This window comes from Verrucomicrobiia bacterium, assembly GCA_035629175.1.
Taxonomy (GTDB): Bacteria; Verrucomicrobiota; Verrucomicrobiia; order Limisphaerales; family DASXHY01; genus DASXHY01.
Genome location: DASPIL010000105.1, coordinates 1 through 21,645 on the forward strand (window position 1 = coordinate 1; position 21,645 = coordinate 21,645).

General features: G+C 57.7%; 19 protein-coding genes. 11 read left to right on the forward strand and 8 right to left on the reverse strand.

Annotation, left to right across the window (positions count from 1 at the left end):
• Together VEH04_19435 and VEH04_19440 are read right to left on the reverse strand one after the other, a co-directional pair.
• Positions 1-1,301: hypothetical protein (locus VEH04_19435; GenBank protein ID HYG24948.1), on the reverse strand; the 1,301-nt coding region annotated here is incomplete at its 3' end.
• A 165-nt stretch (positions 1,302-1,466) separates the two neighbouring features.
• Positions 1,467-2,240: a DUF2182 domain-containing protein gene (locus VEH04_19440; GenBank protein ID HYG24949.1), complete on the reverse strand. Its 774-nt coding sequence runs from the start codon at positions 2,238-2,240 to the stop codon at positions 1,467-1,469.
• A 105-nt stretch (positions 2,241-2,345) separates the two neighbouring features.
• Between VEH04_19440 and VEH04_19445 the strand changes: the two genes are divergently transcribed.
• From VEH04_19445 to VEH04_19475, 7 genes are all read left to right on the forward strand, one after another.
• Positions 2,346-2,684 carry a YbjQ family protein gene (locus VEH04_19445; GenBank protein ID HYG24950.1) on the forward strand — a complete coding sequence of 113 codons (339 nt, stop codon included), beginning with the start codon at positions 2,346-2,348 and terminating at the stop codon, positions 2,682-2,684.
• Positions 2,645-2,929 (forward strand): YebC/PmpR family DNA-binding transcriptional regulator, encoded by a 285-nt coding sequence (locus VEH04_19450; GenBank protein ID HYG24951.1) that lies wholly within the window; start codon positions 2,645-2,647, stop codon positions 2,927-2,929. Before VEH04_19445 ends, VEH04_19450 begins: the two co-directional genes overlap by 40 nt.
• 32 nt (positions 2,930-2,961) lie before the next feature.
• On the forward strand, positions 2,962-5,736 hold the full coding sequence (locus VEH04_19455; GenBank protein HYG24952.1) for an MMPL family transporter: 2,775 nt from the start codon (positions 2,962-2,964) through the stop codon (positions 5,734-5,736).
• A gap of 132 nt (positions 5,737-5,868) precedes the next feature.
• Entirely contained in the window at positions 5,869-7,311 is a 1,443-nt protein-coding gene (locus tag VEH04_19460) for a hypothetical protein (GenBank protein HYG24953.1), read from the forward strand.
• A gap of 48 nt (positions 7,312-7,359) precedes the next feature.
• On the forward strand, positions 7,360-8,097 hold the full coding sequence (locus VEH04_19465; GenBank protein ID HYG24954.1) for an ABC transporter permease: 738 nt from the start codon (positions 7,360-7,362) through the stop codon (positions 8,095-8,097).
• On the forward strand, positions 8,094-8,858 hold the full coding sequence (locus VEH04_19470; protein ID HYG24955.1) for an ATP-binding cassette domain-containing protein: 765 nt from the start codon (positions 8,094-8,096) through the stop codon (positions 8,856-8,858). The genes VEH04_19465 and VEH04_19470 overlap by 4 nt, the downstream gene beginning before the upstream one ends.
• Before the next feature lie 2 nt (positions 8,859-8,860).
• A complete protein-coding gene (locus VEH04_19475; protein HYG24956.1) occupies positions 8,861-9,838 on the forward strand; it encodes an MlaD family protein in 978 nt (325 codons plus the stop codon).
• A 4-nt stretch (positions 9,839-9,842) separates the two neighbouring features.
• On the opposite strand, the gene VEH04_19480 is transcribed toward VEH04_19475, so the two are convergent.
• A complete protein-coding gene (locus tag VEH04_19480) occupies positions 9,843-12,230 on the reverse strand; it encodes a ComEC/Rec2 family competence protein (protein HYG24957.1) in 2,388 nt (795 codons plus the stop codon).
• 83 nt (positions 12,231-12,313) lie between these two features.
• Between VEH04_19480 and VEH04_19485 the strand changes: the two genes are divergently transcribed.
• Complete coding sequence (locus VEH04_19485) at positions 12,314-14,596, forward strand: PQQ-dependent sugar dehydrogenase (GenBank protein HYG24958.1); 2,283 nt, start codon at positions 12,314-12,316, stop codon at positions 14,594-14,596.
• A gap of 136 nt (positions 14,597-14,732) precedes the next feature.
• Here VEH04_19485 and VEH04_19490 read toward each other — a convergent pair whose 3' ends face one another.
• Positions 14,733-15,167, reverse strand: a complete 435-nt coding sequence (locus VEH04_19490) for a VanZ family protein (protein ID HYG24959.1) — start codon at positions 15,165-15,167, stop codon at positions 14,733-14,735.
• 150 nt (positions 15,168-15,317) lie between these two features.
• Between VEH04_19490 and VEH04_19495 the strand changes: the two genes are divergently transcribed.
• Positions 15,318-16,070: a pyridoxine 5'-phosphate synthase gene (locus VEH04_19495; GenBank protein HYG24960.1), complete on the forward strand. Its 753-nt coding sequence runs from the start codon at positions 15,318-15,320 to the stop codon at positions 16,068-16,070.
• A 301-nt stretch (positions 16,071-16,371) separates the two neighbouring features.
• On the opposite strand, the gene VEH04_19500 is transcribed toward VEH04_19495, so the two are convergent.
• On the reverse strand, positions 16,372-16,710 hold the full coding sequence (locus VEH04_19500) for a hypothetical protein (protein HYG24961.1): 339 nt from the start codon (positions 16,708-16,710) through the stop codon (positions 16,372-16,374).
• A 440-nt stretch (positions 16,711-17,150) separates the two neighbouring features.
• Between VEH04_19500 and VEH04_19505 the strand changes: the two genes are divergently transcribed.
• On the forward strand, positions 17,151-18,152 hold the full coding sequence (locus VEH04_19505) for a serine/threonine-protein kinase (protein ID HYG24962.1): 1,002 nt from the start codon (positions 17,151-17,153) through the stop codon (positions 18,150-18,152).
• A 287-nt stretch (positions 18,153-18,439) separates the two neighbouring features.
• Here the strand turns inward: VEH04_19505 and VEH04_19510 are convergent, their stop codons facing one another.
• Positions 18,440-18,823: a hypothetical protein gene (locus VEH04_19510; GenBank protein HYG24963.1), complete on the reverse strand. Its 384-nt coding sequence runs from the start codon at positions 18,821-18,823 to the stop codon at positions 18,440-18,442.
• Between the two features lie 315 nt (positions 18,824-19,138).
• Between VEH04_19510 and VEH04_19515 the strand changes: the two genes are divergently transcribed.
• The gene (locus VEH04_19515) at positions 19,139-19,669 is read left to right on the forward strand and encodes a four helix bundle protein (GenBank protein ID HYG24964.1); all 531 of its coding nucleotides are present in this window, start codon (positions 19,139-19,141) and stop codon (positions 19,667-19,669) included.
• A 145-nt stretch (positions 19,670-19,814) separates the two neighbouring features.
• Here the strand turns inward: VEH04_19515 and lptE are convergent, their stop codons facing one another.
• Positions 19,815-20,324 (reverse strand): LPS assembly lipoprotein LptE, encoded by a 510-nt coding sequence (gene lptE, locus VEH04_19520; GenBank protein ID HYG24965.1) that lies wholly within the window; start codon positions 20,322-20,324, stop codon positions 19,815-19,817.
• On the reverse strand, positions 20,321-21,322 hold the full coding sequence (locus tag VEH04_19525; GenBank protein HYG24966.1) for a tetratricopeptide repeat protein: 1,002 nt from the start codon (positions 21,320-21,322) through the stop codon (positions 20,321-20,323). Before VEH04_19525 ends, lptE begins: the two co-directional genes overlap by 4 nt.
• Positions 21,323-21,645 lie beyond the last annotated feature (323 nt).

The window sequence follows — 21,645 nt, forward strand, 5'->3', positions numbered from 1 at the left end:
GTCGCGCCCGGACGGTTCACGAAATTGAAATCAGATATGAATGAAGTGGTTGCACCGCCAGCTTTCCGCACGATGCCGCTGTTGGTGAACGTCAGAGCCGGCCCGCCGTAGGTTTGATAAATCTGATCGTTGCTCGTCATCGACCACAGGCCGCCGTTGCTGATCGTTGTCGATGAAGTGCTGCCGCTCAGGAGATTTCCTCCGCTCCAGGCAACTGTTCCCTGGTTGTTGAGCTGCAGGTTGTAAACGTTCTTATTGGCGGTCTCAGAGAACTGCACGGTTCCGCCCGGCTGCACCGTGAGGCGTCCCTCGATACCGCCGGAACGAACCACCAACGTTCCCGAGCCGACCCGATTCGTGCCTTTTAGTTGTGAGCCATCGATCGCCAGGTTGGTGATCGCGCCTGCCTGTTGAAACGTGTTGCCGATCACAAAAACTTCTCCGCCCGTCAGCATCAGGTTGGGGATGATGTTGGTGCGGAGGTTCAGGGTCCCGCCTTGGAACCGTGCGATGCCGGTGCCCGAGGCCGTGCCGCCTGCATCCAGCCAGGTGCCACCGGCAATGCTGATGAGCCCGGGCGACACGGTGGAGAACTGCCCGCCCAGCTGGTTGCTTGTGCCGCCGTTGAACTGAAGCGTGCCCGAAGAAACCTGGACGATCGCGCCCGGGCGGTTCGTGAACTGGAAGTCGCTGATGTGCGACGTCCCGGTGCCGCCGTTCTTTTGGATGGTTCCGGAATTAAGGAGCCTCAGCTGTGGGCCGCCATAGGTTTGATAGATTTGGGCATCGCTCGTGATCTGCCACAAGCCGCCGTTGCTGATGACCGTCGAGGTTGTGCTGCCGCCCAGGAGATTTCCGCCGCTCCACACAATGGTTCCGCGGTTCGCGAGGTTCAGGTTGTAAACGTTCTTGTTTGCGGAACCGCCAAAGTTCAACTGGCCACCCGGCTGCACCAGGAAGCGTCCCTGCAACCCGCCGGCTGTCATTGAAAGAATCCCGTTGGCGTTGACGGTTCCGAGGTTTGTCACGGTAATCGGATTCGCCGTAGCGATCTGGATTGTTTGCACGCCGCTTGCCGCGCCGAGATTCAGGGTGGCAATTGCAACAGTGCCAGTCGGAATTTGGATGGTGTACGTTCCCGGGACTGTAATGTTTGCGGTATCGATGCTCACGGGAACGCTGTTCGGGGACCAGTTGCCGGCGGCAAACCAGTTTCCACCTAGAGTGTTTGTCCACTGGCGAACGGCGCCCTGGGCGAGGGTGAACGATGCCAGGAGCGCGACAGCTGTCAGCTTTTTCATGGGTCCTTTCTGATGGGACAAATGCGCCATCGATGGCGAGACGCAATCAACACCTTCTATATGCAGTTGGGGCGAAGGGATTGGAGGGAAAGGGTAGCCGGATGTCCACTCCGGAACATACGGAACTATCCTACCTTTACAGCATGTGGCCGATCTGCCCTGAGGTCAGGACAGGAGCGTCCAGGTTCCCCATGCAGCCAGCAAAATTCCTGAGAATCGCGTGACGTATCCGACGCGGGGAACGACTTTTTCGATCAACACGAAAGTGGAAAGGAATGCGATCCACCAAAGGTTCATGACACCGCCCACGAAGAGCAATGCCATGAGCATCCAGCAACAACCCGTGCACTGAAGGCCGTGGTCCCATCCCATCGCGAGGCTGCCCCAGCCGCTGTTGCGCCATCCGGTTGCCAGGTAGTTCTGGCGGGAGCGGCATCGGGCGAGGCACGAAGTCTTGAGGCGCACGAATTGAAAAAGGCCCGCAACGAGCAACAGGCACCCTGCAAAAATCCGGTTGGCGCTTTCCATCATGGGCGACAGCAAGTCCCACGCATTCAGTGCCCATTGGGTGACTGCAGCGACGACGCTGAACCCCGTCCAGACCAGCAAGTATCCCGCGGTGAAAAACGCGGTGCGTCCGTACGGTTGCGTCTCAGGCGAGTGCTGCCGTTGCAGGGCGGTAAATGCCAGGATCATTGGAGCCGCGGTGGGAAGCATCATTGCCACCATCATCTCTGCCCACATCAGGAAGAGCGGGAAGAGGGTTGCGGGTGACGAAGCGTTGGTATCCGGGCCCGACATCTTCATGCCGGCGCATTGGCACGTGCCGGTTTCGTACATTGCCCGGGCCTCATAAGCCATGTAAGCCCATGCGAGCACCGTGATGCCGGCGATCGCCGACAGCACTATCCATTGATCTCGTTTTTGGATGCGATTCATGGCAGCAACGGAGCCGCAGATTATCAATACACCCGCGGCTGGCAACGCGTGATTCCGGCGGAATTAACTTCATCACGGCAGACGTTGCGTTTAATTTCCAGCTTTATGAGCCAGACACATCCGCTCACAACGACAACGTTCGACCTGCCTGGTTATCGCATCACGCGATCCCTGGGAGTGGTCCGCGGCATCGTGGTTCGCTCCCGCTCCGTCATTGGCAACATAGGCGCCACGATTCAAATCTTGTTTGGCGGAAACATCTCGCTCTACGCGGAACTGTGCGAGCGTGCTCGCGGCGATGCATTCAACCAGATGCTTGAGCATGCAGGCAAATTGGGAGCGAACGCGGTGATTGGGATCCGTTACGATGCCACCGGCATTGGGCAGAACGTGACGGAAGTTTTGTGTTACGGGACGGCGGTATTTGTGGAGCGCGCCACCTAAAGGCTGCGCCCAGGGAAAACAAAGCTAGATTCGGATCAGACATGACCGGACACAGCAAATTGCATCGGCAGATGGAATCACGCGGCATGAAGCCGGCAGCCGCGGAAATCACCTCCCTACCCAGGGTGACCGTTCCCCTCCATGATGCTGCTGCCGCGGATGCCGATCCACGGCTCGTGGACGCCCTTGAGGAAAACGATGATGTGAAGGACGTCTGTTCAAATGCCGAGTTTTCTGAGACGTAAAGCGCGGACTTGAAGCGCGGGGCCCTGGGTTCATGAATAAGCTGACCGACCAGTCATTGATGGCACGCGTGCTCGCCGCCCTGGCACGCGCAATCTGCCGCCGGCCCTCGCTGTTCATCTATCCGCAAATCATTCTCTTCGGCCTCAGCGTTTTCATAACGATCCAGTACCTCCAATTCGACACCAGCCGCGATAATCTCGTGAGCTCGAATAAGAAGTATCATCGCAACTTTCTCGAGTTCCGACGGGAATTTCCGCAACAGGACGATTTGGTGGTGGTGGTGGAGAGCGAGGATTCTGAAAAAAACCGCCAATTCGTGGAACGGCTCGGGGCGCGCCTTGAAGCCGAGACGAATGTTTTTACACACGTGCTGTACAAGGGCGACATGCGGATGCTCGGGAGCAAGGCATTGTTGTTTGCCTCGCCTTCAGATGTCGCTGACCTGCAGAAGACGCTCCAGGATTACCGCCCGTTCATACGCCAGTTCAGCAGCACGACGAATTTGAATTCGTTGTTCACGATGATCAACACCCAGTTCCGCACTGCGCGGCGGGGTCAATCCGAAGAGAACGAATCGATGATTAGGGCGCTGCCTGCGCTCGAGCGCATTATCGAGCAGGCGACCAGGAGCCTCGAACGGCCGGGAAAACCGCCATCGCCGGGAATCACCGCGTTGTTCGATCCCACGGGCGAAGCGGAAAAGGATATCTACATCACCTTTGCGGAAGGCCGCATTTATCTCGTGACCGCGCACGCGCTCCTGCCCTCAAAGCCTGGGGAAAATCGCAATCCGGAAGCGGTCGCGCGACTCCGCGCATTGGTGAAGGAAGTCCGGCGCGAAGTGCCGGGCGTCAACGCCGGGGTTACAGGCGAACCCGTATTGGAAATCGACGAAATGGAGCAATCGCAGCGTGACACCATGATCGCGAGTGTTGTGTCGCTGGTGCTTTGCGTGCTGATTTTTGTCTACGGATACCAGGAAACCGGGCGGCCCGTGAAGGCGACTCTCTGCCTGATCGTGGGCGTGGGCTACACGATGGCCTTTGCGACCCTGGTCATCGGGCATCTGAACATTCTGACCATTACGTTCGTGCCGATTCTGATTGGCCTGGCGATTGATTTCGGCGTGCACCTGATCACACGGTATGAAGAGGAATTGCGGCACGGGATGGCGACAGATGCGGCACTGACGCGGGCGATGGTGTTCACGGGGCAGGGGATCTTCACGGGCGCCTTCACAACCGCAGGAGCTTTCATGGCGATGGCGCTGACCAACTTCAAGGGAATCCAGGAAATGGGCGTAATCTGCGGCGGGGGGCTGTTGATCTGTTTGATTCCGATGCTGACGATGCTGCCGGCACTCCTGCTGCGCGGGAGACAGAATGTAATCGATCACGTTCAGGGCGACGCGACGCCCGCGGGAGCGCGCATTGAAAATATCTGGCTCACGCGGCCGCGGGTGACTGTCGCTGTTACGACGGTGGTGTCAATCCTGGCGCTGACGCAACTGCCGCGGCTCTACTTCGATTACAATCTGCTCAACATGCAAAGTGCCGGGCTCCCGGCCGTGGTGTTCGAACACAAGCTGATCAATTCAGCATCGAAATCGGTTTTGTTCGCGGCTGTGGTGGCGGATTCATTGGAAGAGGCAGTACGGTTGGAGGAGGAAATCCTGAAGTTGCCCGTAGTTGCAGAGAAAGGCGGAGTGGATTCCATAGCCCGGTTTCTCGCGGCCGACCAGCGGGAGCAGCTTCGTCTCATTGGGGAAATCAAGAGAAGCCTCGATGGAATCCAATTTCGGCCGCCCGACCCCAGTCCTGTCGACGTGCCCGCATTGAGCCGAACGCTGTATTCGCTGCGAGGTTATGCTGGTCTCGCGATTCAGGAGATCCAGGATGAGGAACCCGAGTTGGCGGAGCAGTTGCGCTCGTTGCGTGGCGCGATTGAAAACCTGCGCAGGACGATGTTCCGCGGTGGTCCAGAGGATGTCGCGCGCAACGGAGAGAAGTTGGGCGAGTTCCAGCTTGCCCTGTTCGATGACGTCCGCGAAACGTTTCGCGCGTTGCAGACCCAGGACAACAGCGCGCCTCTCGCCATCGAGGATTTGCCTGATGCGTTGCGAGACCGGTTTATCGGGGTGAACGGCCGATTTCTTCTCCAGGTTTATCCGAAAAACGATGTCTGGGTTCGTGAGCATCAGGAGGAATTTGTTGAAGCCCTGCAAAAGGTGGATCCGAATGTGACGGGTACGCCCGTGCAGCTGTACCATTACACCGACCTTTTGAAACGGAGCTACCAGGAAGCGGCGTTATATGCGCTCGGCGCCATCGTGCTCCTCGTATTCATCCACTTCCGCAGCCTGGTTTCGGTGTTGCTGGCTTTAACTCCAGTGGCGATCGGCTCGATTTGGACGGGTGCGTTAATGGGATTTTTTGGAATTCCGCTGAATCCGGCCAATATCATGACCCTGCCCCTGGTGATTGGCATCGGCGTGACGAATGGAATCCACATACTCAACCGGTTTGCGGAGGAACAAACACCCAGCATCCTCGGAAAAAGCACGGGGAAGGCGGTGTTCGCGTCGGGACTCACCACGATCGCGGGTTTCGGCAGCCTGATCCTCGCGCGGCACCAGGGAATTCAAAGCCTCGGGGCGGTGATGTCGACGGGAGTCTTAATGTGCATGGCGGCTGCGTTAACATTCGTGCCCGCGCTGCTCAACCTGACACAGAAGAGGCATCCCAAAAACAAACAACCCAGTGTCGAAAATGCACGATCGACACTGGGTCGGGAGGAACCGAGGTAAAAACCTCAAGTGTGCTGAAAACTTAGAAGAAACACTTTTAATGTCAATATCTATGTCCCATTCAGGCCTTTGGGCGGAAGAATCTTCTCGATAACGTTATTGGCTTTTCCTTCAATGCCTCCAGGAATTCTCATGCAACGGATGCTAACAGCGGTTTGGCTCACAGTTCTCTGCGCGCTGCTCCCGTCTTTGGGCAAGGCGGGCGACTGGGCGAACGCCGGTTTTCTGTTCGACGATTTTCCCCTCGCCATTTCGGAAGGTCACCGCACGGAAATCCTCGGCCCGTTATTTTATTCTGAGGAACGCGATGAGACCTACACCTGGGCAGTTCCGCCGCTCGTGATGCACCATCAATATCCAGGCACCGATTCCGAGGAATGGGATTTTCTGTATCCGTTCGCGAGTTTGGACCGCTTTGGAACGGAGTATCGCTGGCACATTTTCCAATTGTTCAGCTTTGCGGGCGGCGAAAACCAGGAGCAAGAGAAGGCCCGCCGGTTCACGCTGTTCCCGATTTATTTCCAGCAGCGGTCGAGCAACCCGGAGGAAAACTACACCGCAGTTGTTCCGTTTTACGGGCATCTGAAGAAGCGCCTGCTGCGTGATGAAATTTATTTCCTCATGTTTCCCATTTATTCGGAAACCCGGAAACGAGAAGTGGTGACGCGAAATTATGTTTACCCGTTCTTTCATCTTCGGGAAGGCGGCGGAGTCAAGGGCTGGCAGTTCTGGCCGCTGTATGGGCAGGAACACAAGGACATCACCTGGAGCACAAATGGCTTTGGGGACGTGCAGATGATTCCGGGCCGGGACAGCCGGTTTATTTTGTGGCCCATTCACCTGAACCAGACGTCCGAGATCGGCACAACAAACGTGACGCGGCAGCACGCAGTATTGCCTATCTATAGCGTCCAGCGTTCCCCGATGCGGGATTCTACCACCGTTGGCTGGCCGTTTTTCTCGAAGGTGGACGACCGTGGAAAGCAATACATTGAATGGCAGACGCCGTGGCCGTTTGTTGTGTTTGCACGGGGTGAAGGGAAGACCACGACCCGCTTCTGGCCCCTGTTCAGCCGTGCCAGCAGCACCAACCTGGAAAGCTCGTTCTATCTTTGGCCGGTTTACAAATACAACCGCGTGCATGGCCAGACCGTGGACCGGGAACGCACCCGCATCTTCTTTTTCCTCTACTCCGATATCGTCCAGGCCAATCTGGAAACGGGCAAGGCGCAGCGGCGCATTGATGCCTGGCCGCTGTTCACGCATCGACGGGATTACAACGGCGACACGCGGCTTCAGGTGTTATCCCTGCTTGAGCCGCTCCTGCCAAACAGCAAGAGCATCGAACGCAGCTACTCCCCTCTGTGGGCGTTGTGGAGATCGGAAAACACTCCGCAGGAAGGGGCGAGCAGCCAATCGTTGTTGTGGAATCTCTATCGCCGCGATGCGACCCGGGATTCCAAAAAATGCTCGCTCCTCTTCGGCCTTTTTCAGTATCAATCGGGTTCCGCAGGAAAAGGTTTGCGGCTGTTCTATATCCCGCTCATGAGGCCGGACCGAACGGCGACCGACTAGCGGTGGACAACCCATCCCGGGTTGAATGCCTGGCGGCTATATAAGAGTATGTTCGAAAACATCGGTGAAATGGTCGTGCTGTTCTGGCGCACGCTGATGGCGCTGCCGGTAACGTGGCGCCAGCGCCAGAAAGTGTTCGATCAGTTCTTTGAGATCGGCAATGCCAGCCTGCTGATGGTCTGCATTCTTTCGTTCTTCATCGGTGGCGTCATCGCTCTCCAAACAGGACCTGTCCTTGTCGAGCGCGGTCTTGCCAGCGCCGTCGGCGGCCTCGTCGGCATCTCCACCGCCAAGGAACTCGCGCCCGTGATGATGTCCATCCTGATCGCCGGCCGCATTGGTTCAGCCATGGCTGCCGAGATAGGCTCCATGCGCGTCTATCAGGAAATTGATGCGTTGCGCACGATGAACATCAACCCGATTCATTACTTGGTGCTTCCCCGGATTCTCGCTGTCGCAATGGCGCTGCCGCTGCTTGTCGTGTTTTCGATTCTTGTTTCATGGCTCGGCGGCGCAATGGTGTCCGCCGCGAACAATCGCATCGATATCTCGTTTCCTGCATTCTTCACCAACCTCCGTGAGGTCGTGGACGTTCCTGATGTTGCCAATGGCGTGTTCAAAAGCTTCTGCTTTGCGCTCGTGATTGGGGTCGTCTCCTGTCATCAGGGCCTGGTCACCCGCGGAGGGCCCCGCGGCATCGGCCGCTCTGTCACCAAGGCTGTCGTGAACTCGATCGTTCTGATCGTGCTCTTTGATTACATCCTCACCCGACTCCTGCTGAAATGAGCCCCAACCCACGTCCGGATCATGGCGTCAGCGTCGAAGTCCGCGGGCTGCGGCGCAGTTTCGGCAACAACGAAGTCCTCAAAGGCATCGATTTGTTGATCCAGCCGGGCGAGGTGTTCGTTCTGATGGGCCCAAGCGGCAGCGGCAAAAGTGTCCTGCTGCGCCACATCATCGGCCTCGAGGAACCCGAACAGGGCGAGATCCTGATCAATGGCGAATCCATCCACTCTCCCGGCGTGATGGATAAATACAGGATGGCAATGGTCTTTCAATCAGGCGCCTTGCTCAACTCGTTGACGGTCGGAGAAAACGTCGGGCTTTACCTTTCCGAACACCGCTTGAAATCCCCTGAGGAAATCGACGGCATCGTTTCCGAGAAACTCGAGACCGTGGGGCTCAAGGGGACGGAAAACAAGCTGCCTGGCGAACTTTCGGGCGGAATGAGGAAACGCGTGGCCATCGCCCGCGCCCTTGTCACCGAGCCGCAGTTGATTCTTTACGACGAACCCACGAGCGAGCTCGACCCGTTGTCCGCAGTCGTGATCGGCGATGAAATTCGAGAATTGAACGAGCGAATCCACGTCACCTCGTTGATTGTCTCGCACGACCGCGATCTCGCGTTCGGCGTGGCGGATCGCATTGGAGTCATCAATGACGGAAGGATCGTGGCCCTGGGAACGCCGGACGAAGTCAAACAGAGCGCGGATCCGATGATTCGCCGCTTTTTGCATGCCGATTTCAAACGAACGAACCAAAGTTGATTATGAAGAATTCTCTCGAAACCCGGATCGGGATTTTCGTGGCGCTCACGGTCCTCGCGGCCGTTTTCATCCTTGAGATGATTGGCGGGATTGAAAAATTCACGCGCGGGTATCACCTGCACGCCGATTTCGAAACCGTCCAGGAACTGAAGGTGGGCGACCGCGTCAAGATGGCGGGCGTCGAGGTCGGCCGCGTGGAAAACATCCAGCTGAATGCCACCGCAAACAAGGTGCGGGTCACCATGAAGATTCGCAAGAATGCGGGGGTCCGCACGGACAGCCTCGCTGTCATCCGGTTCGCTGGCCTCATGGGCCAGAACTTCGTCGCATTGAATTTTGGCACCCCCGGCGCGCCGCTGGCCGTGAACGAAACCATCCTGCAAACCGCCGAACAACCCGACTTGAATGCAATCATGGTGAAGCTCGATAATGTCGCCTCCGGTGTGGAGAACCTGACGCGCAGCTTCACGGGCGACAAAATTGACAATCTCCTGGGGCCGTTCACCGACTTCCTGAAAGCCAATCAGGTGCCGCTCACGATGACGATTGCCAACCTGCAAAACATTTCAGCACAAATCTCGCGCGGCGAGGGAACCATAGGAAAGATGATCTATGATGAAGCCCTTTATGCGTCAGCAGTGACCACCGTCAGCAATCTCCAGCACGCGACCGGCGACATTCAGCTCACGCTCGCGGAGGCGCGCAAGGTTGTCGACCAGGTCAACTCAGGGCAGGGGACCATGGGCCGATTATTGAAGGACGAAAGTCTCTATAATGAGACCACGGCCTCGATGACAAACCTTCGCGAGATCCTGCAGAAGATCAACCAGGGCCAGGGATCCGTGGGCAAGCTGGTCAACGACCAGGAATTTTATCGCAACGCAAAACTGACGCTTCAGAAACTCGACAAGGCGACGGAGGGGCTCGAGGACCAGGGGCCGCTGAGCGTCCTTGGCATTGCGGTGAACAGCCTGTTCTAGCGGTTCATTTCCGCGTTGTATAACTCCACTGTCCGTCGCGCGCGGTGATCTTCACTGCGCCGGAATCCCGCATGTAGATCACTGGCGCAGGATGATTTTCCAGGCGCTGCCGCAAGGCCGGCGTGGCGCGTTTTGTTGCAGGCAGCTCCGCGTCCGCAACCACGATCAGGGCAGGAGCAATCGCATCGAGCAAATCCGCGCGCAACGGTTCCGCTCTCTCAGGAATTCCTGTAATCACAATGTCTGCCCGCAAGTCAGCCCCTGATTCCAACAACGCCATCTGCCCTTCCCGTCCCAGCTCTGAAAGCAGCAAAATGCTGACGCCGTTCAGGGTTCCCTTGAGAACGAGGCATGCGTCGTCGGCAAGCGTGTGACGAGCGGCGGCAGCGGGATGCAGCACGCTCCACGTTCCGGCAGTGTCTCCTTTCATCACCTTCTCCCATGCGGCGGGCCGCGCTTCCAGCGTTTTCAGAAATGCCCGGTAAGGCGCCGACCTGAAACGCGCGCCACTCGTGATCACATGCCTGGTGGGAATCTCCGCAATGAGCTGTTCGGCGCCTGCCATCGCGCGAGCATCCCCGTGCGTGACCACCAGGCGCCCAAGGGAATCCACGCCGCGGGATCGGAGAAACGGTTCCACAACAAACCGAAATGCATCTGCGTTCCCGCAGTCGACAAGGATATCATCGGAACTTCCCGGCGCATCGATGTATACCGCGTTGCTCCCGGAACACGGGATGGCATACAGGATCGCTGTCCTGTGGCTGTGCCACGCACGTGCTCCGTAAAAACATCCAATCGCAAGAACTGCGGCGAACGTCCACATCCGAAACTTCCTGCGGAATGCATGCCCGCTGAGAGAATAAATCAACGCGCTGTAATAAATTCCCATGTCGATGGGTTCGGGCGCCCGTTGATAAAAGAATGCTCCGGGCAGTTTAGCAGCGGCTTCTCCAATCTTCGTCATGAGAACCATCCAAAGCCAGCCGCTGTGATTGAACAACTCGCCAAGAAATGGAAACACGGGTCCGCAAAATAAACTGCCGAGCGTGCATGCCAGTGCCGCACTCCCGAGCGGAACCATGAGCAGGTTGGAAAGCACAGTGACTGGACTGAAAAGGTGAAAGTAATACGCCGTGAGGGGCCATGCTCCCAGCCACGCGGCTATGGATGAAATCACGGCGGTTGCAACGTGGCGCAGCGGAATTCCCGCCCACCGTTTCCATCGGGGCACCAACGCTGGAGGCAGCCACGGATCCGCTTGCAGCAACTTGTCGCGCAGTTGTTCGAATGGCGGCAGCAACAACGCCATGCTGAACACAACGAGAAAGGACAGTTGGAATCCGGCCTGAAAAAGTTGTTGCGGATCCCATACGAGGATCACCAGCGCGGCCGTCGAGAATGAGTTCAGGAGATCAACGGGACGGCGCAGGGACCAACCGCCAACCACGATGCTCATCATCACCGATGCGCGCACTGCACTCGCCGTCCAGCCCGTTGCGCCCGTATAGAACCATAGCAAGGGAATCACCACCACACCGCACCAGTGACGCGGCACGCGAGTGACTCGACAAAGCGCCACCAGAATGGCCGCAATCAATCCCATGTGAAGCCCGCTGATTGCGAACAGATGCATCGTGCCGGAAATGATGAACGGCTCGTAGGCTTCATTTGGGAGAACATCGCGGCAGCCGAGAGCCATCGCCCAAAGCAGTCGAACCGGTGCATCGATGCGCGGCAGCCCGCGTGAAAGCGCCTGCTGCGACCACGTTACGAACCGCTGGCTTATGGATAACCTGGCAGGGACTGAGACCATTACCCAATCAGAGACTTTGGTGATCAGCTGGAAGTGAATTCCCTGGCGCTGCAGGTAGGAGCGATAATCAAACAATCCCCATACGACGGGCTGAGCCGGGAAAGCGATCGTTCCCGAAACCTCCACGACTTGTCCCGCTGAATGAACCTCCGGCAGAACGCCCGAAACCGTGGCGAGAAGCGTCCCATCGGCAATCCTCCACTCGCCGTTTTTCCGAATCTGACTGACATGAATTTCCGCGAGAGTGCGACGGCTCTCAACCTCGTTCCTCAAACGGATCCGTTCGCTGGGCGAGCCCGCGAGTGTGCCGCGGATGACCACCTCCTCCGCGTTCCCATCCAGCTGCAGCCGCAAGTCGTTGGGCGAAACAATTGCCGTGCGATGCGCGAGGTTCGTCCATGCGGTGAGCAGGACGAGCGGAAATACGAGCGATTTGCGCCGTTCTGGAGCGAGGAGTGCAATCAGCGCAACGGAAAATGCGAGTGCAAAGAGAAGCCATGGCGGCAAAGGAACCCCATTCGCCACAATCAATCCCATCGCATAGGCCAGCGCCACATACCCCAGCGGCCGTCTCATCCGCGCGCAGATTAGGATGCGAACAAGGTTTTGAGAATCAGAATCGGGAACCTGCTGACACTTCGCGCCTCTTACTTCATCGAATGAAAATCCAATTGCATGGAACGAATCCGCGTTTCGAAAAAAATCCCCCATCGACGCACCTCAGGAAACCCCTGGAAAAGCTGGGTGATAACGTCCCAACGGCGGCACCAATTTCCTCGCGCACATTGAAGGCGATGCTCACTCTTGCCACTGCCATCGCAACGAGCCCCGCATTTGCAGACGTTGTGAGTCTTGCGCCGACGGGGGACACCTTCATCCATTTTCCCGACGTTGACAGTAACGCGGGCGCCAATCCGTGGTTTGATGCGGGAACCGATGGCAACGGCGGAGTTCGCCGCGGACTCATCCAATTCGATGTCAGCTCCATTCCACCAGGATCTACGATTACGTCGGCAGTGCTGCGCATGGTGATGACAAAAGTGCCCGGCAACGGGTCGGGAGCGGTGAACTCTAGCTTCGAACTGCGGCGAATGACAACAGGTTGGGCTGAAGGTGTCCAGGGGGGCACCAGCGGCAGTCCCGCCTTGCCCGGCGAGGCAACGTGGAGCGCCCGCATGAAGGACGTCTTGCCGTGGACGACCCCAGGCGCGACGAATGACGCGCGGATCGCCGCAAGCGCCTCAGTTGCAATCGGTGCGACGTTGTTCACGCCTTATTCGTGGACGGGCACCGGCGTTGTTGCCGACGTGCAATTCTGGGTGAACAATCCTTCCGTCAATGCAGGCTGGCTGCTGACGTCCACCGCGGAATCGGGTTTTCGAACGGTCCGTGGGTTCGCTTCACGAGAGGATGTTGCCAATGGTCCGCGGCTTGAAGTGGGATACATTTCGCCAAATCCGCCTGGCCCTGCACGGTTCGCCTCGATAACGCTGACGAACGCATTTTTGCCGACGCCGCCCCTGTTGATCTCGAACGGTCTGCTGACGTTGACGTGGTCTGGCGACACCAACAGCCGCTTTGATCTGCAATATTCAACATCACTCTCCAGCAACGAGTGGCGCCTCGCGCAGGCGAACATTCCGGCGGATATGTCTGGATCCAATGTGCTGACCGATCCTCCCTATCTTGCGAGTCCCGCCTACGGAGCGAATTCCAACGTGTTCTACCGCGTGGAGTCGCTTCCACCTTCCAAACCCGCCCTCGCCGTTCGACTTCAAGTCGTGGTGACCAATCTGGTTTCGCCCACGGTGTTGACGCACGCGGGCGATGGGTCCGGCCGAATGTTCATTGCCGACCAGGTGGGGCACGTTCGCATTGTGGATCCTCAGGGAAATCTGCTGCCCGGACCGTTTCTTGATATTTCCAATCGCATGGTGGTCCTTCAGCCTGGATACGATGAACGCGGGCTGCTCGGGTTGGTGTTCCATCCCGGTTACGCCACGAATGGCCGATTTTTCGTCTATTACGCAGCGCCTTCCACAAACGCCGTGTTCAACAATCAAACCGTGCTTTCTGAATTCGCTGTATCAGCGGGAGATCCGAACGTGGCCGACGCGTCAAGTGAACGCATCCTGCTGACCATCGATCAACCCGAATTCAATCACGAAGGCGGCGCACTCGCGTTTGGACCCGATGGATATTTATACATCGCGTCGGGTGACGGCGGCGGCGGCGGAGATCAGCACGGCCCCTTCGGCAATGCGCAGGTGCTGACCAATCTCCTGGGAAAAATCCTGCGCATCGATGTCGACGGAACCAATTCGGACAACGGCGAGTATGGCATTCCACTCGACAATCCCTTTGTGGGGACCGCAGGCGCGCGCACCGAGATTTATGCTTATGGCTTTCGCAATCCGTGGCGTTTTTCGTTTGATCGCGGCGGCAGCCAGCGCGCCTTCGTCGCGGATGTGGGGCAGAATGTGTGGGAGGAAGTGAACATCCTGCGCAAGGGCGGCAATTACGGCTGGCGCATCATGGAAGGCTTGCACGCCTTCGATCCCGCTCTCGCGGCATTGCTAAACGTGGATATTCCCGGCCTTGAACAGCCGATCATCGAGTACCCGCACGGACCGCTGGGAATCTCGATCATTGGTGGATTTGTGTATCGCGGAACTGGATATCCTCAACTTGCAGGCAAGTATGTGTTCGGCGATTTCAGCACGGGTTTCGGCGCGCCCGCTGGCGTCCTTTATTACCTCGACGAAACACGGCCAGGCATTTGGGAACACTTCACCTTCCAGCTGCATCCGGGCGGTGGAAATCTTGGCCGATTCCTAAAGGGATTCGGCGAAGATGAATCTGGAGAAATTTACGTGCTCAGCACGTTCCTGCTCGGGCCTTCAGGAACAAGCGGTGACGTGCGAAAACTCGTTCGCCCGTAGCGCAGGTCTCCGAACCTGCTGTATCGCAGACGTCCTCGTACGCTGGGCGCATTAACCCCCGGCAGGTAAGGAAACATGTCCACCTCCGCAGTAGCTGTAGGGCAGACCGGCGATACAGCAGACTCGGAGGTCTGCCTTATGCAGCTCGCTCCCGGATTACACGTGCCCGGGCGCATGTGATCATCCACACGATCCCCATCCCCGCACAGCCGCCGATCGTATCGAGCACAACATCCGAGAACTGGCCCTGACGGCCGGGAACGAGGCTTTGATGAAACTCATCGCTGGCCGCATACACGGCCACAAATGCCACCGCCGCCCAAGCCGTTCGCGAACTCCAAGGAATCTTCTCGCGCCATCGCGGCTCTGTTATCGCGCGCCAAAACAAGATCGCGAGCACGGCATATTCCGTCAGGTGCGCGCACTTTCGGACAAACGTTACAACCCGGGACATGTTCTCATCAGGAATCCCCGGAAAAAACCACTGCAGGAACGGGCCGATAATTCGCGAGGATCGGTTGAAGGATTGCCGGTCGCCGGAAGCTGAAAAGATTACAGCCATCCAGATCATTACAGGCAGCCAATAGGAAAGGAATCGTCGAGACCATGTCACCACCGCAGCAGACCAAAGTTCAAGTTAATGGCGCAAACATAATTATGGTTTGTCGCGCAAACCCGCCGTATGTTCCCGACCGCCGCCCCGAAAGGCGGCCCACGTATTATGTTGAAACTGGGAGTTAACATCGACCATGTCGCCACTGTCCGGGAAGCACGTTATCGCGGACGGAATTCCGGCGAGCCTGATCCTGTTGCCGCCGCCCTCGACAGCGAGGCCGCGGGCGCACATGGCATCACGGCCCACCTGCGCGAGGATCGCCGGCACATCCAGGACCGCGACATCCTCGAACTGCGCAAACGCATCGGTACACGGCTGAACCTCGAAATGGCCAATGCGCCCGAGATCATCGAGATCGCCCTCAGCCTCAAACCCGACATCGTTTGCATTGTCCCGGAAAAGCGCAACGAAGTGACGACCGAGGGCGGATTGGATGTCGTTGCGCAGGAATTCGCCTTGAGCGAAACGCAGAAGCGCATGTCAGCTGCGAGAATCCAGGTGAGCCTGTTCATCGCGCCCGATCCGCTGCAAGTGGAAGCATCGCGCCGCGTGGGCGCCGAGTTCATTGAGTTACACACGGGTTCCTTCGCTGAGCACTACAACGATCCCAAATTGCGGGACGTTGAGTTGACCCGCCTGGTGCAAGCCGCCGAACTTGCGAAGCGACTTGGGTTGAAGGTGAATGCCGGGCATGGCTTGAATTACACGAACCTGCCTGCGCTGTTCCGTGTCCCGCATCTCGTCGAGTTGAACATTGGCCACAGCATCGTGAGCCGCGCGCTTTCCGTGGGAATGAAAACCGCCGTGAGCGAAATGCTGGCCGTGATGCGCGGCTATCCCGCGCAGGGCACCTCCTGACGTAGCGCAGACTTCCAAGTCTGCTGTATCGCCCGTCCTCCGTAGCAGCTACTGCGGAGGGTGGACAGGTTTCCTAACCTGCGGTGCGTTCCCGATCCGGCGCGTGAAGCATTTCACCCGCATTGTGAATTTCCGCGCCCTGCCGACTTGGAAGTCGGCGATACAACAGGTTGTGAAACCTGCGCTACGCATCGGCAACAGAAAAGCCAGCACGAGGAGTTGTTTGCGGATGCGCAGCAAAACGTTCGCATGCGGAAACAACCCCCCGTCTGGCCCATTGCCGTCTCAACACTGTTCTGTGTCATACGGTCAGCAACTCCAGGCTGCGGCGGCGAATGCTGACCTGGCGCTCAGCGTGCCGCAGCACATTGCGAGTCTTTTCCTCGAACAACGCGGGGAACACGAGCAACGGATACCGCGTCTCCCACGCGACAGCCGCCGCTTCGTTCGCAGCCCTGCGGACATCGGCATTCAGCCGCGCGTCCGGAAGCTCGAACAGCGTGTCGCGCAACAGCCGGTTCTTCAATCGTTCCAATGCGTTCTCCTGTATCGTTCGAAACGGGAACGGAGGCGTCGGCCGCAGTTCGAATCGTGTATCGGGCCCGAACCTCGTCAGGACCGGTCTGGCATTTTCTCTCATAGTTTTTCTTTTGTTACCCGGAGTTCCGGGTGTTTGTTTGTGTTTGGTGGAAAATAAAAAACCCGCGATTGGCTGGGCCATCGCGGGTGTGTGAAATCTGGAGTTCGTCTAGTTTTGACCCACGATGCCAATCAGGCAGGAACAACGGTGCCAGGTGGACATTTGTCCCTGGACCGTCGGGCACTGCTTAATGGAGCATGCGGTTGTCATAACGAACGCGGGAAAGAAACACTAGAGCGGGGACAATGTCAAAATTAATCTTGCCCAACCTGCGTAAACCGCGTAACCGGGAGGACCTTTCGCCGAACCGCGGACCGGGATATAAAACGAGGCTAGGCGTGAAATTGACGATGAAATGAGTGCGTTCCCCGCATTCCCCGCTCCCGGGGAGTCTATTTCCTGCCCATTTCGGCGGGAACGGCCAATGCTATGTTCATTCCATGAGCGATAAAGCACCACTAAAGATGGTCACGTGCAGTGGCTGCAATACCAAGGTTTTCATCTCCGGTGACCTCCCGCCCCTCGCTGTCGAGACCTGCAAGAAGTGCGGCACTTCCATAATGATGCCCCTCCTGCTGCGCCAGTTCGAACTGCGCAGCGTGATCGCATCGGGCGGGATGGGAACCGTGTATCGCTCGCACGACACCGTGCTGGATCGCATGGTCGCAGTGAAGTTGATGAAGAAGGAACTCCTGAGCGATCCGAAGGCGTTCGAGGATTTTTACAGGGAAGCCCGCGCGTGCGCCGCGCTGAACCACACGAACATCATTCACATCTACACCTTCGACGAATGGGAAGGGCAGCGTTATCTCGTCATGGAACTGGCTGACTGCGGCAGCCTGGACAACCGGATTGAGCGCCAGCAACGCGTCCATGAGCTGGACGTCCTGGACATCGGGATCAAAATTGCCTCCGCGCTGGACATGGTGCTGAAGCACGGACTGATTCATCGTGATATCAAGCCCGGCAACATCCTGTTCAATTCGGATGGGGAACCAAAGCTGGTTGATTTTGGTTTGGCCCGGCGTGTGGAAGCCGAACCGGAATCGCTCACTGAAACCCACGGAACTCCGTATTACGTGGCGCCGGAAAAAATCAAACGCGAGCCGGAGACGTTCCTGTCGGACATGTACAGCCTCGGCTGCACGCTTTACCATGCGCTGACCGGCCATGTGCCCTTCGAGGCACCTACCGTTGAAGAACTGGTCGCCGCGCACGTGCACACGCCCGTGACACCTCCCAATTTGGTTGTTCCCGATATTTCGCAGGGAACCAGCGATGCGCTATTGAAAGTGATGTCGAAGAAGCCGGCCGATCGGTTTCTCAGCTACGACGAATTCCGCATGGCTTTTGAACTCTCGCGCAGCCAGTTGCTGATCCACCAATCGACGCACGACGTGCCTGCAACCCGCGGCAAGAAAACGAGCTGGTGGCGGCGCTAAGCCGGAACCCTCCAGTTGAAGCGTAACACGAATCGACACAGCGCGACAGCCGCGATCAAAACGGGAATGGGGAAAACCGGTGTACGCGAATTACGCGAATGGAAGCGGGGAAATCCAGCCACGAATGGACACGGATTTGAACCAGAAAAGGCGTTCATTCGTGTCGATTGGTGTGCATTCGTTGGTTGAGAATGTTCCATTTTCAATCAGCCATCTGCCATCTGCCATTGCGATGGTGCATCCGAGAAGGCAGGCCCCGGAGGACCTGCCTTGTGATCTAAGAACGCTTACGGCTTGTCAGCTTTTGCGTCGGCCTGCGCCCCGTTTTTCGGACCGAATCTCACGAGAATCGCGGTGGCTTTCCCGCTCTCTTTCCGATACGTGCCGGCAACCATTTCGCCCACAACAGCATCGCCGAGCGCTGCGGGCTGGCCGTGCTTGACGATTTTGGTGTGATCATCGACCTGAAGCGTGGTGCTTCCGAAGGTGATGGTGCGGGCGGATGGGTCCACTGCCTTGAGTTTGCCGTTGAAAGGAACCGCGCGGGATTCCTTGTTTTCCACCTTTTCCGCTGTTGCTGGTGTTTCCTGTGCGATTGAACGCGTTGGAGCACTGGCGAGTGCTGCTGCGATTAAACAATACGCCCCGAACCTGACTGTTGCATTCATCATGGTTTTTTCCCTTTGTTAACCCTGCAGTCCCGAGCAGAAGAAACGAACGAACGATCCCGCGCAAGCAGAATCTCGCGCAAAATGGCAGACAGCAAAATGGCAAATGGCAAAACCGGGATTCCCTTGGGATGCGGCTTCAGGTGCGAGCGGATCGTCGATTGCAGCACACCTTTTCAAAAATCGGGTTCGATTGAAGGATTCGATCGCTGCGATGAACGCGGAGCGGGCGGCGTTGTCCCTATGAACGAGAGTTGTTCAAATTCCAAAAATAACAAAGTGGCAGATGGCGGATTCTTGAGGGGAAGGGAAACACGTATGGCGAAGTATCAGCAGTTCGAAGATTTGCCGGTCTGGCAGGAGGCCAGACGGCTTTACAATGTCGTGCTCGACCTGTTGGAGGAACCGGGTCTTCCGTTGTCGCCCGGTTTTCGGAATCAACTGGATCGCGCGGCTCTTTCGGTCTCCAACAATGTCGCCGAGGGATTTGAGCGGGCGACGACGAATGAGCTCCAATCGTTCATCGCGATCGCGCGCGGTTCGGCAGGCGAGGTGCGGTCGATGATGGCCGTGGTCAAGGATCGGCCCAAATTGAAGAAGCATGTTTTGGCGCTTCAAGAAATCCGGTCGCTTGCGGAATCGTGCGCGCGGCAGCTTACGGGCTGGTCTGGATCGATCGAAAAACTGCCGTTCGAAGGGCGGCGGCATTTGCCCGAAAAGCTGCGTGCGTCACGGGAAACGACGCAAAAAGCGAAGGATTTTCGAATGAATTTCCTGCGCAGCCTGAAGCCGGATCACCCGCTGTATAATTCGCCCGAAGCGAAAGCCGCGCGTGAGGTGCGCCCGTAGCTTGGGCGATGGCAGATGGCAATTTGCAAATGGAAAAAAGGTCCGCCAGAGGAAGAATTCTGGACCTCCCGAACTTCATCTGCCCGTGGCGATCGTGCTGCTTTGCCATTTGCGATTCTGCCATTTGCCATCTCCCCCCCCCAGCTCACCAGTCGCCGTCCACGAGGAGCGAGGCGATGTTTCTGGCGAGGTCGTCGGCGAGAACGGGAAGGGCCTGGCGCTCGGCGCTCGTCAGGTCCGAACCGACGCGCACCAGCGTATATCCAGTGACTTCACGGTCCACCAGCACTTTTCCCGAGGCGCGTTCGCGTGCGGTCACCCGCGCTTTCACGTTCACCCGGAAATCACTGACCGTTAAAACATCGTTCGGAACGAGGCTGAGTTCGCGCCGGTCGTAATCAATCAATGTCCCCGTCACGATGATGTCCGCTTCTCCGCCCGTCGCGAGCTTGAATGTCCCGTCGCTCTGTATGGTGCGCCTCAATGCTGTCGTCACGGCATCCCCGAGTCGCGGTTGAAACGTCTGGTTGGAGAATGGCGACAGTTGGATGGATTTTTCGCCCGCAACCGCGCTGTTCGTAGGACCGAGGCGATATCCAGCGCAGCCGCTCGCGAGCAGCGTGACAAACAGCATCAGCGCACTAACCCGCTTCATGGCTGCGGTTCAGGTGACTGCAATTCCTGATTGAGTGCATCCAGCCGCTCGCGCGCCTGCATGGCGTAAGACGAGTTGGGATCCTCGAGCAACAGCGTCACCACCTCGTTGTAGTAAATGCGAGCCGCAGCCGGGCGGCGTTGCTTTTCGTAATAGACCGCGATCTCGTAATTCCCGCGCGCCTGTTCTGTCTTTAGATCAGCGATGATTCGCTGCGCCTCCGCAACGCGCGGGTCGTTCGGGAAGAGCGTCATGAAATCGGTGAACGTTGCGATCGCCTGGGCAGCGGTGTTTTGATCGTACTCAGCGCGTTCGGCCTGCTGATGGTATGCCAGCGCCTGCTTGAACAGCGCGTCCGCAGCAATGGCTGGACGATCATTGTAGCGATCCGCCGCGCGTTCGTAGGCTTTAACGGCTTCAGGATAGTTGGCCTGCTTTTCCCGCGCTTCGCCGATTTTCATCTGCGCCTGGGGTGCGATGTCGCTGTAGGGGCCGTTTTTGACGATCTTTTGATACAGGTCCGCGGTTTTTTCCATCGAAGGGAAGAATGGAATATAACCCCACAGGCGAAACCACTCGCCCGCGAGAAACCGATTGGCAATTTCATACTGCCGCAACAGCACGTCCTCGTAGTTGATCGCCTTGGGATATTGCTCCAGGAGTTTCTGGTATTCCTTGAAAGCGCGTTCGCTAAAACCCTTTGCCTCATACGATCGGCCGACGAGGTATTGTGCCTGCGGGGCGAAATCGGACAACGGCCACACACGAACGGTTCGGCGGGCCGCCCTCAACGCCAGGCTGTAATCTTCCCGGTCGAATGCGTCCTGCGCCACGATCAATTGATCCTTCGCGCGTGCGCGCTGCCATTTGCCTTCACCGCCCACGGGCTCGTAAACCCAGCCTTCGCCGGGCGTGTAGATCAGCGGCGCCGGGGAACGGAAAGGACTCAGCACAAGGAGCGCGAACAAGCAGGAAAACAGGATGAACCGGCGATTCATTGCGGGACGTTAAAGACGGTGCCGGGTCAAGTCAAGGCAAGCGGGTTTCGCGCAAGGATTCCGGAAGGTAGGAGGGACTACGGGAAATGGGAGTGCGGTCATTTTTTAAAAGCGGCGCGTGTCTTGTTTTGAGGAGGCACCTCAAGGCGACTGAAGACACCCCACCCGTGAGCGTTCAGATAAGGGTTTGATTAGGGCGATTTCAAAGAGCGGCCCACCATCGACCGGACGGTGGGTAAATTGAGAGTCAACCGCTCCACAGAGGCGTCAATTGGCCGGGATACTCCAGGCTGCGGTCAAGGCGCAGTGCCAACTCCTGCAGA

Coding starts and splice junctions, on each gene's coding strand:
- VEH04_19440 (HYG24949.1), bottom strand. CDS start 2,240: ATGAATCGCATCCAAAAACGAGATCAATGGATAGTGCTGTCGGCGATC.
- VEH04_19445 (HYG24950.1), top strand. CDS start 2,346: ATGAGCCAGACACATCCGCTCACAACGACAACGTTCGACCTGCCTGGT.
- VEH04_19455 (HYG24952.1), top strand. CDS start 2,962: ATGAATAAGCTGACCGACCAGTCATTGATGGCACGCGTGCTCGCCGCC.
- VEH04_19460 (HYG24953.1), top strand. CDS start 5,869: ATGCAACGGATGCTAACAGCGGTTTGGCTCACAGTTCTCTGCGCGCTG.
- VEH04_19465 (HYG24954.1), top strand. CDS start 7,360: ATGTTCGAAAACATCGGTGAAATGGTCGTGCTGTTCTGGCGCACGCTG.
- VEH04_19470 (HYG24955.1), top strand. CDS start 8,094: ATGAGCCCCAACCCACGTCCGGATCATGGCGTCAGCGTCGAAGTCCGC.
- VEH04_19475 (HYG24956.1), top strand. CDS start 8,861: ATGAAGAATTCTCTCGAAACCCGGATCGGGATTTTCGTGGCGCTCACG.
- VEH04_19480 (HYG24957.1), bottom strand. CDS start 12,230: ATGAGACGGCCGCTGGGGTATGTGGCGCTGGCCTATGCGATGGGATTG.
- VEH04_19485 (HYG24958.1), top strand. CDS start 12,314: ATGAAAATCCAATTGCATGGAACGAATCCGCGTTTCGAAAAAAATCCC.
- VEH04_19490 (HYG24959.1), bottom strand. CDS start 15,167: ATGATCTGGATGGCTGTAATCTTTTCAGCTTCCGGCGACCGGCAATCC.
- VEH04_19495 (HYG24960.1), top strand. CDS start 15,318: ATGTTGAAACTGGGAGTTAACATCGACCATGTCGCCACTGTCCGGGAA.
- VEH04_19500 (HYG24961.1), bottom strand. CDS start 16,710: ATGAGAGAAAATGCCAGACCGGTCCTGACGAGGTTCGGGCCCGATACA.
- VEH04_19505 (HYG24962.1), top strand. CDS start 17,151: ATGAGCGATAAAGCACCACTAAAGATGGTCACGTGCAGTGGCTGCAAT.
- VEH04_19510 (HYG24963.1), bottom strand. CDS start 18,823: ATGATGAATGCAACAGTCAGGTTCGGGGCGTATTGTTTAATCGCAGCA.
- VEH04_19515 (HYG24964.1), top strand. CDS start 19,139: ATGGCGAAGTATCAGCAGTTCGAAGATTTGCCGGTCTGGCAGGAGGCC.
- lptE (HYG24965.1), bottom strand. CDS start 20,324: ATGAAGCGGGTTAGTGCGCTGATGCTGTTTGTCACGCTGCTCGCGAGC.
- VEH04_19525 (HYG24966.1), bottom strand. CDS start 21,322: ATGAATCGCCGGTTCATCCTGTTTTCCTGCTTGTTCGCGCTCCTTGTG.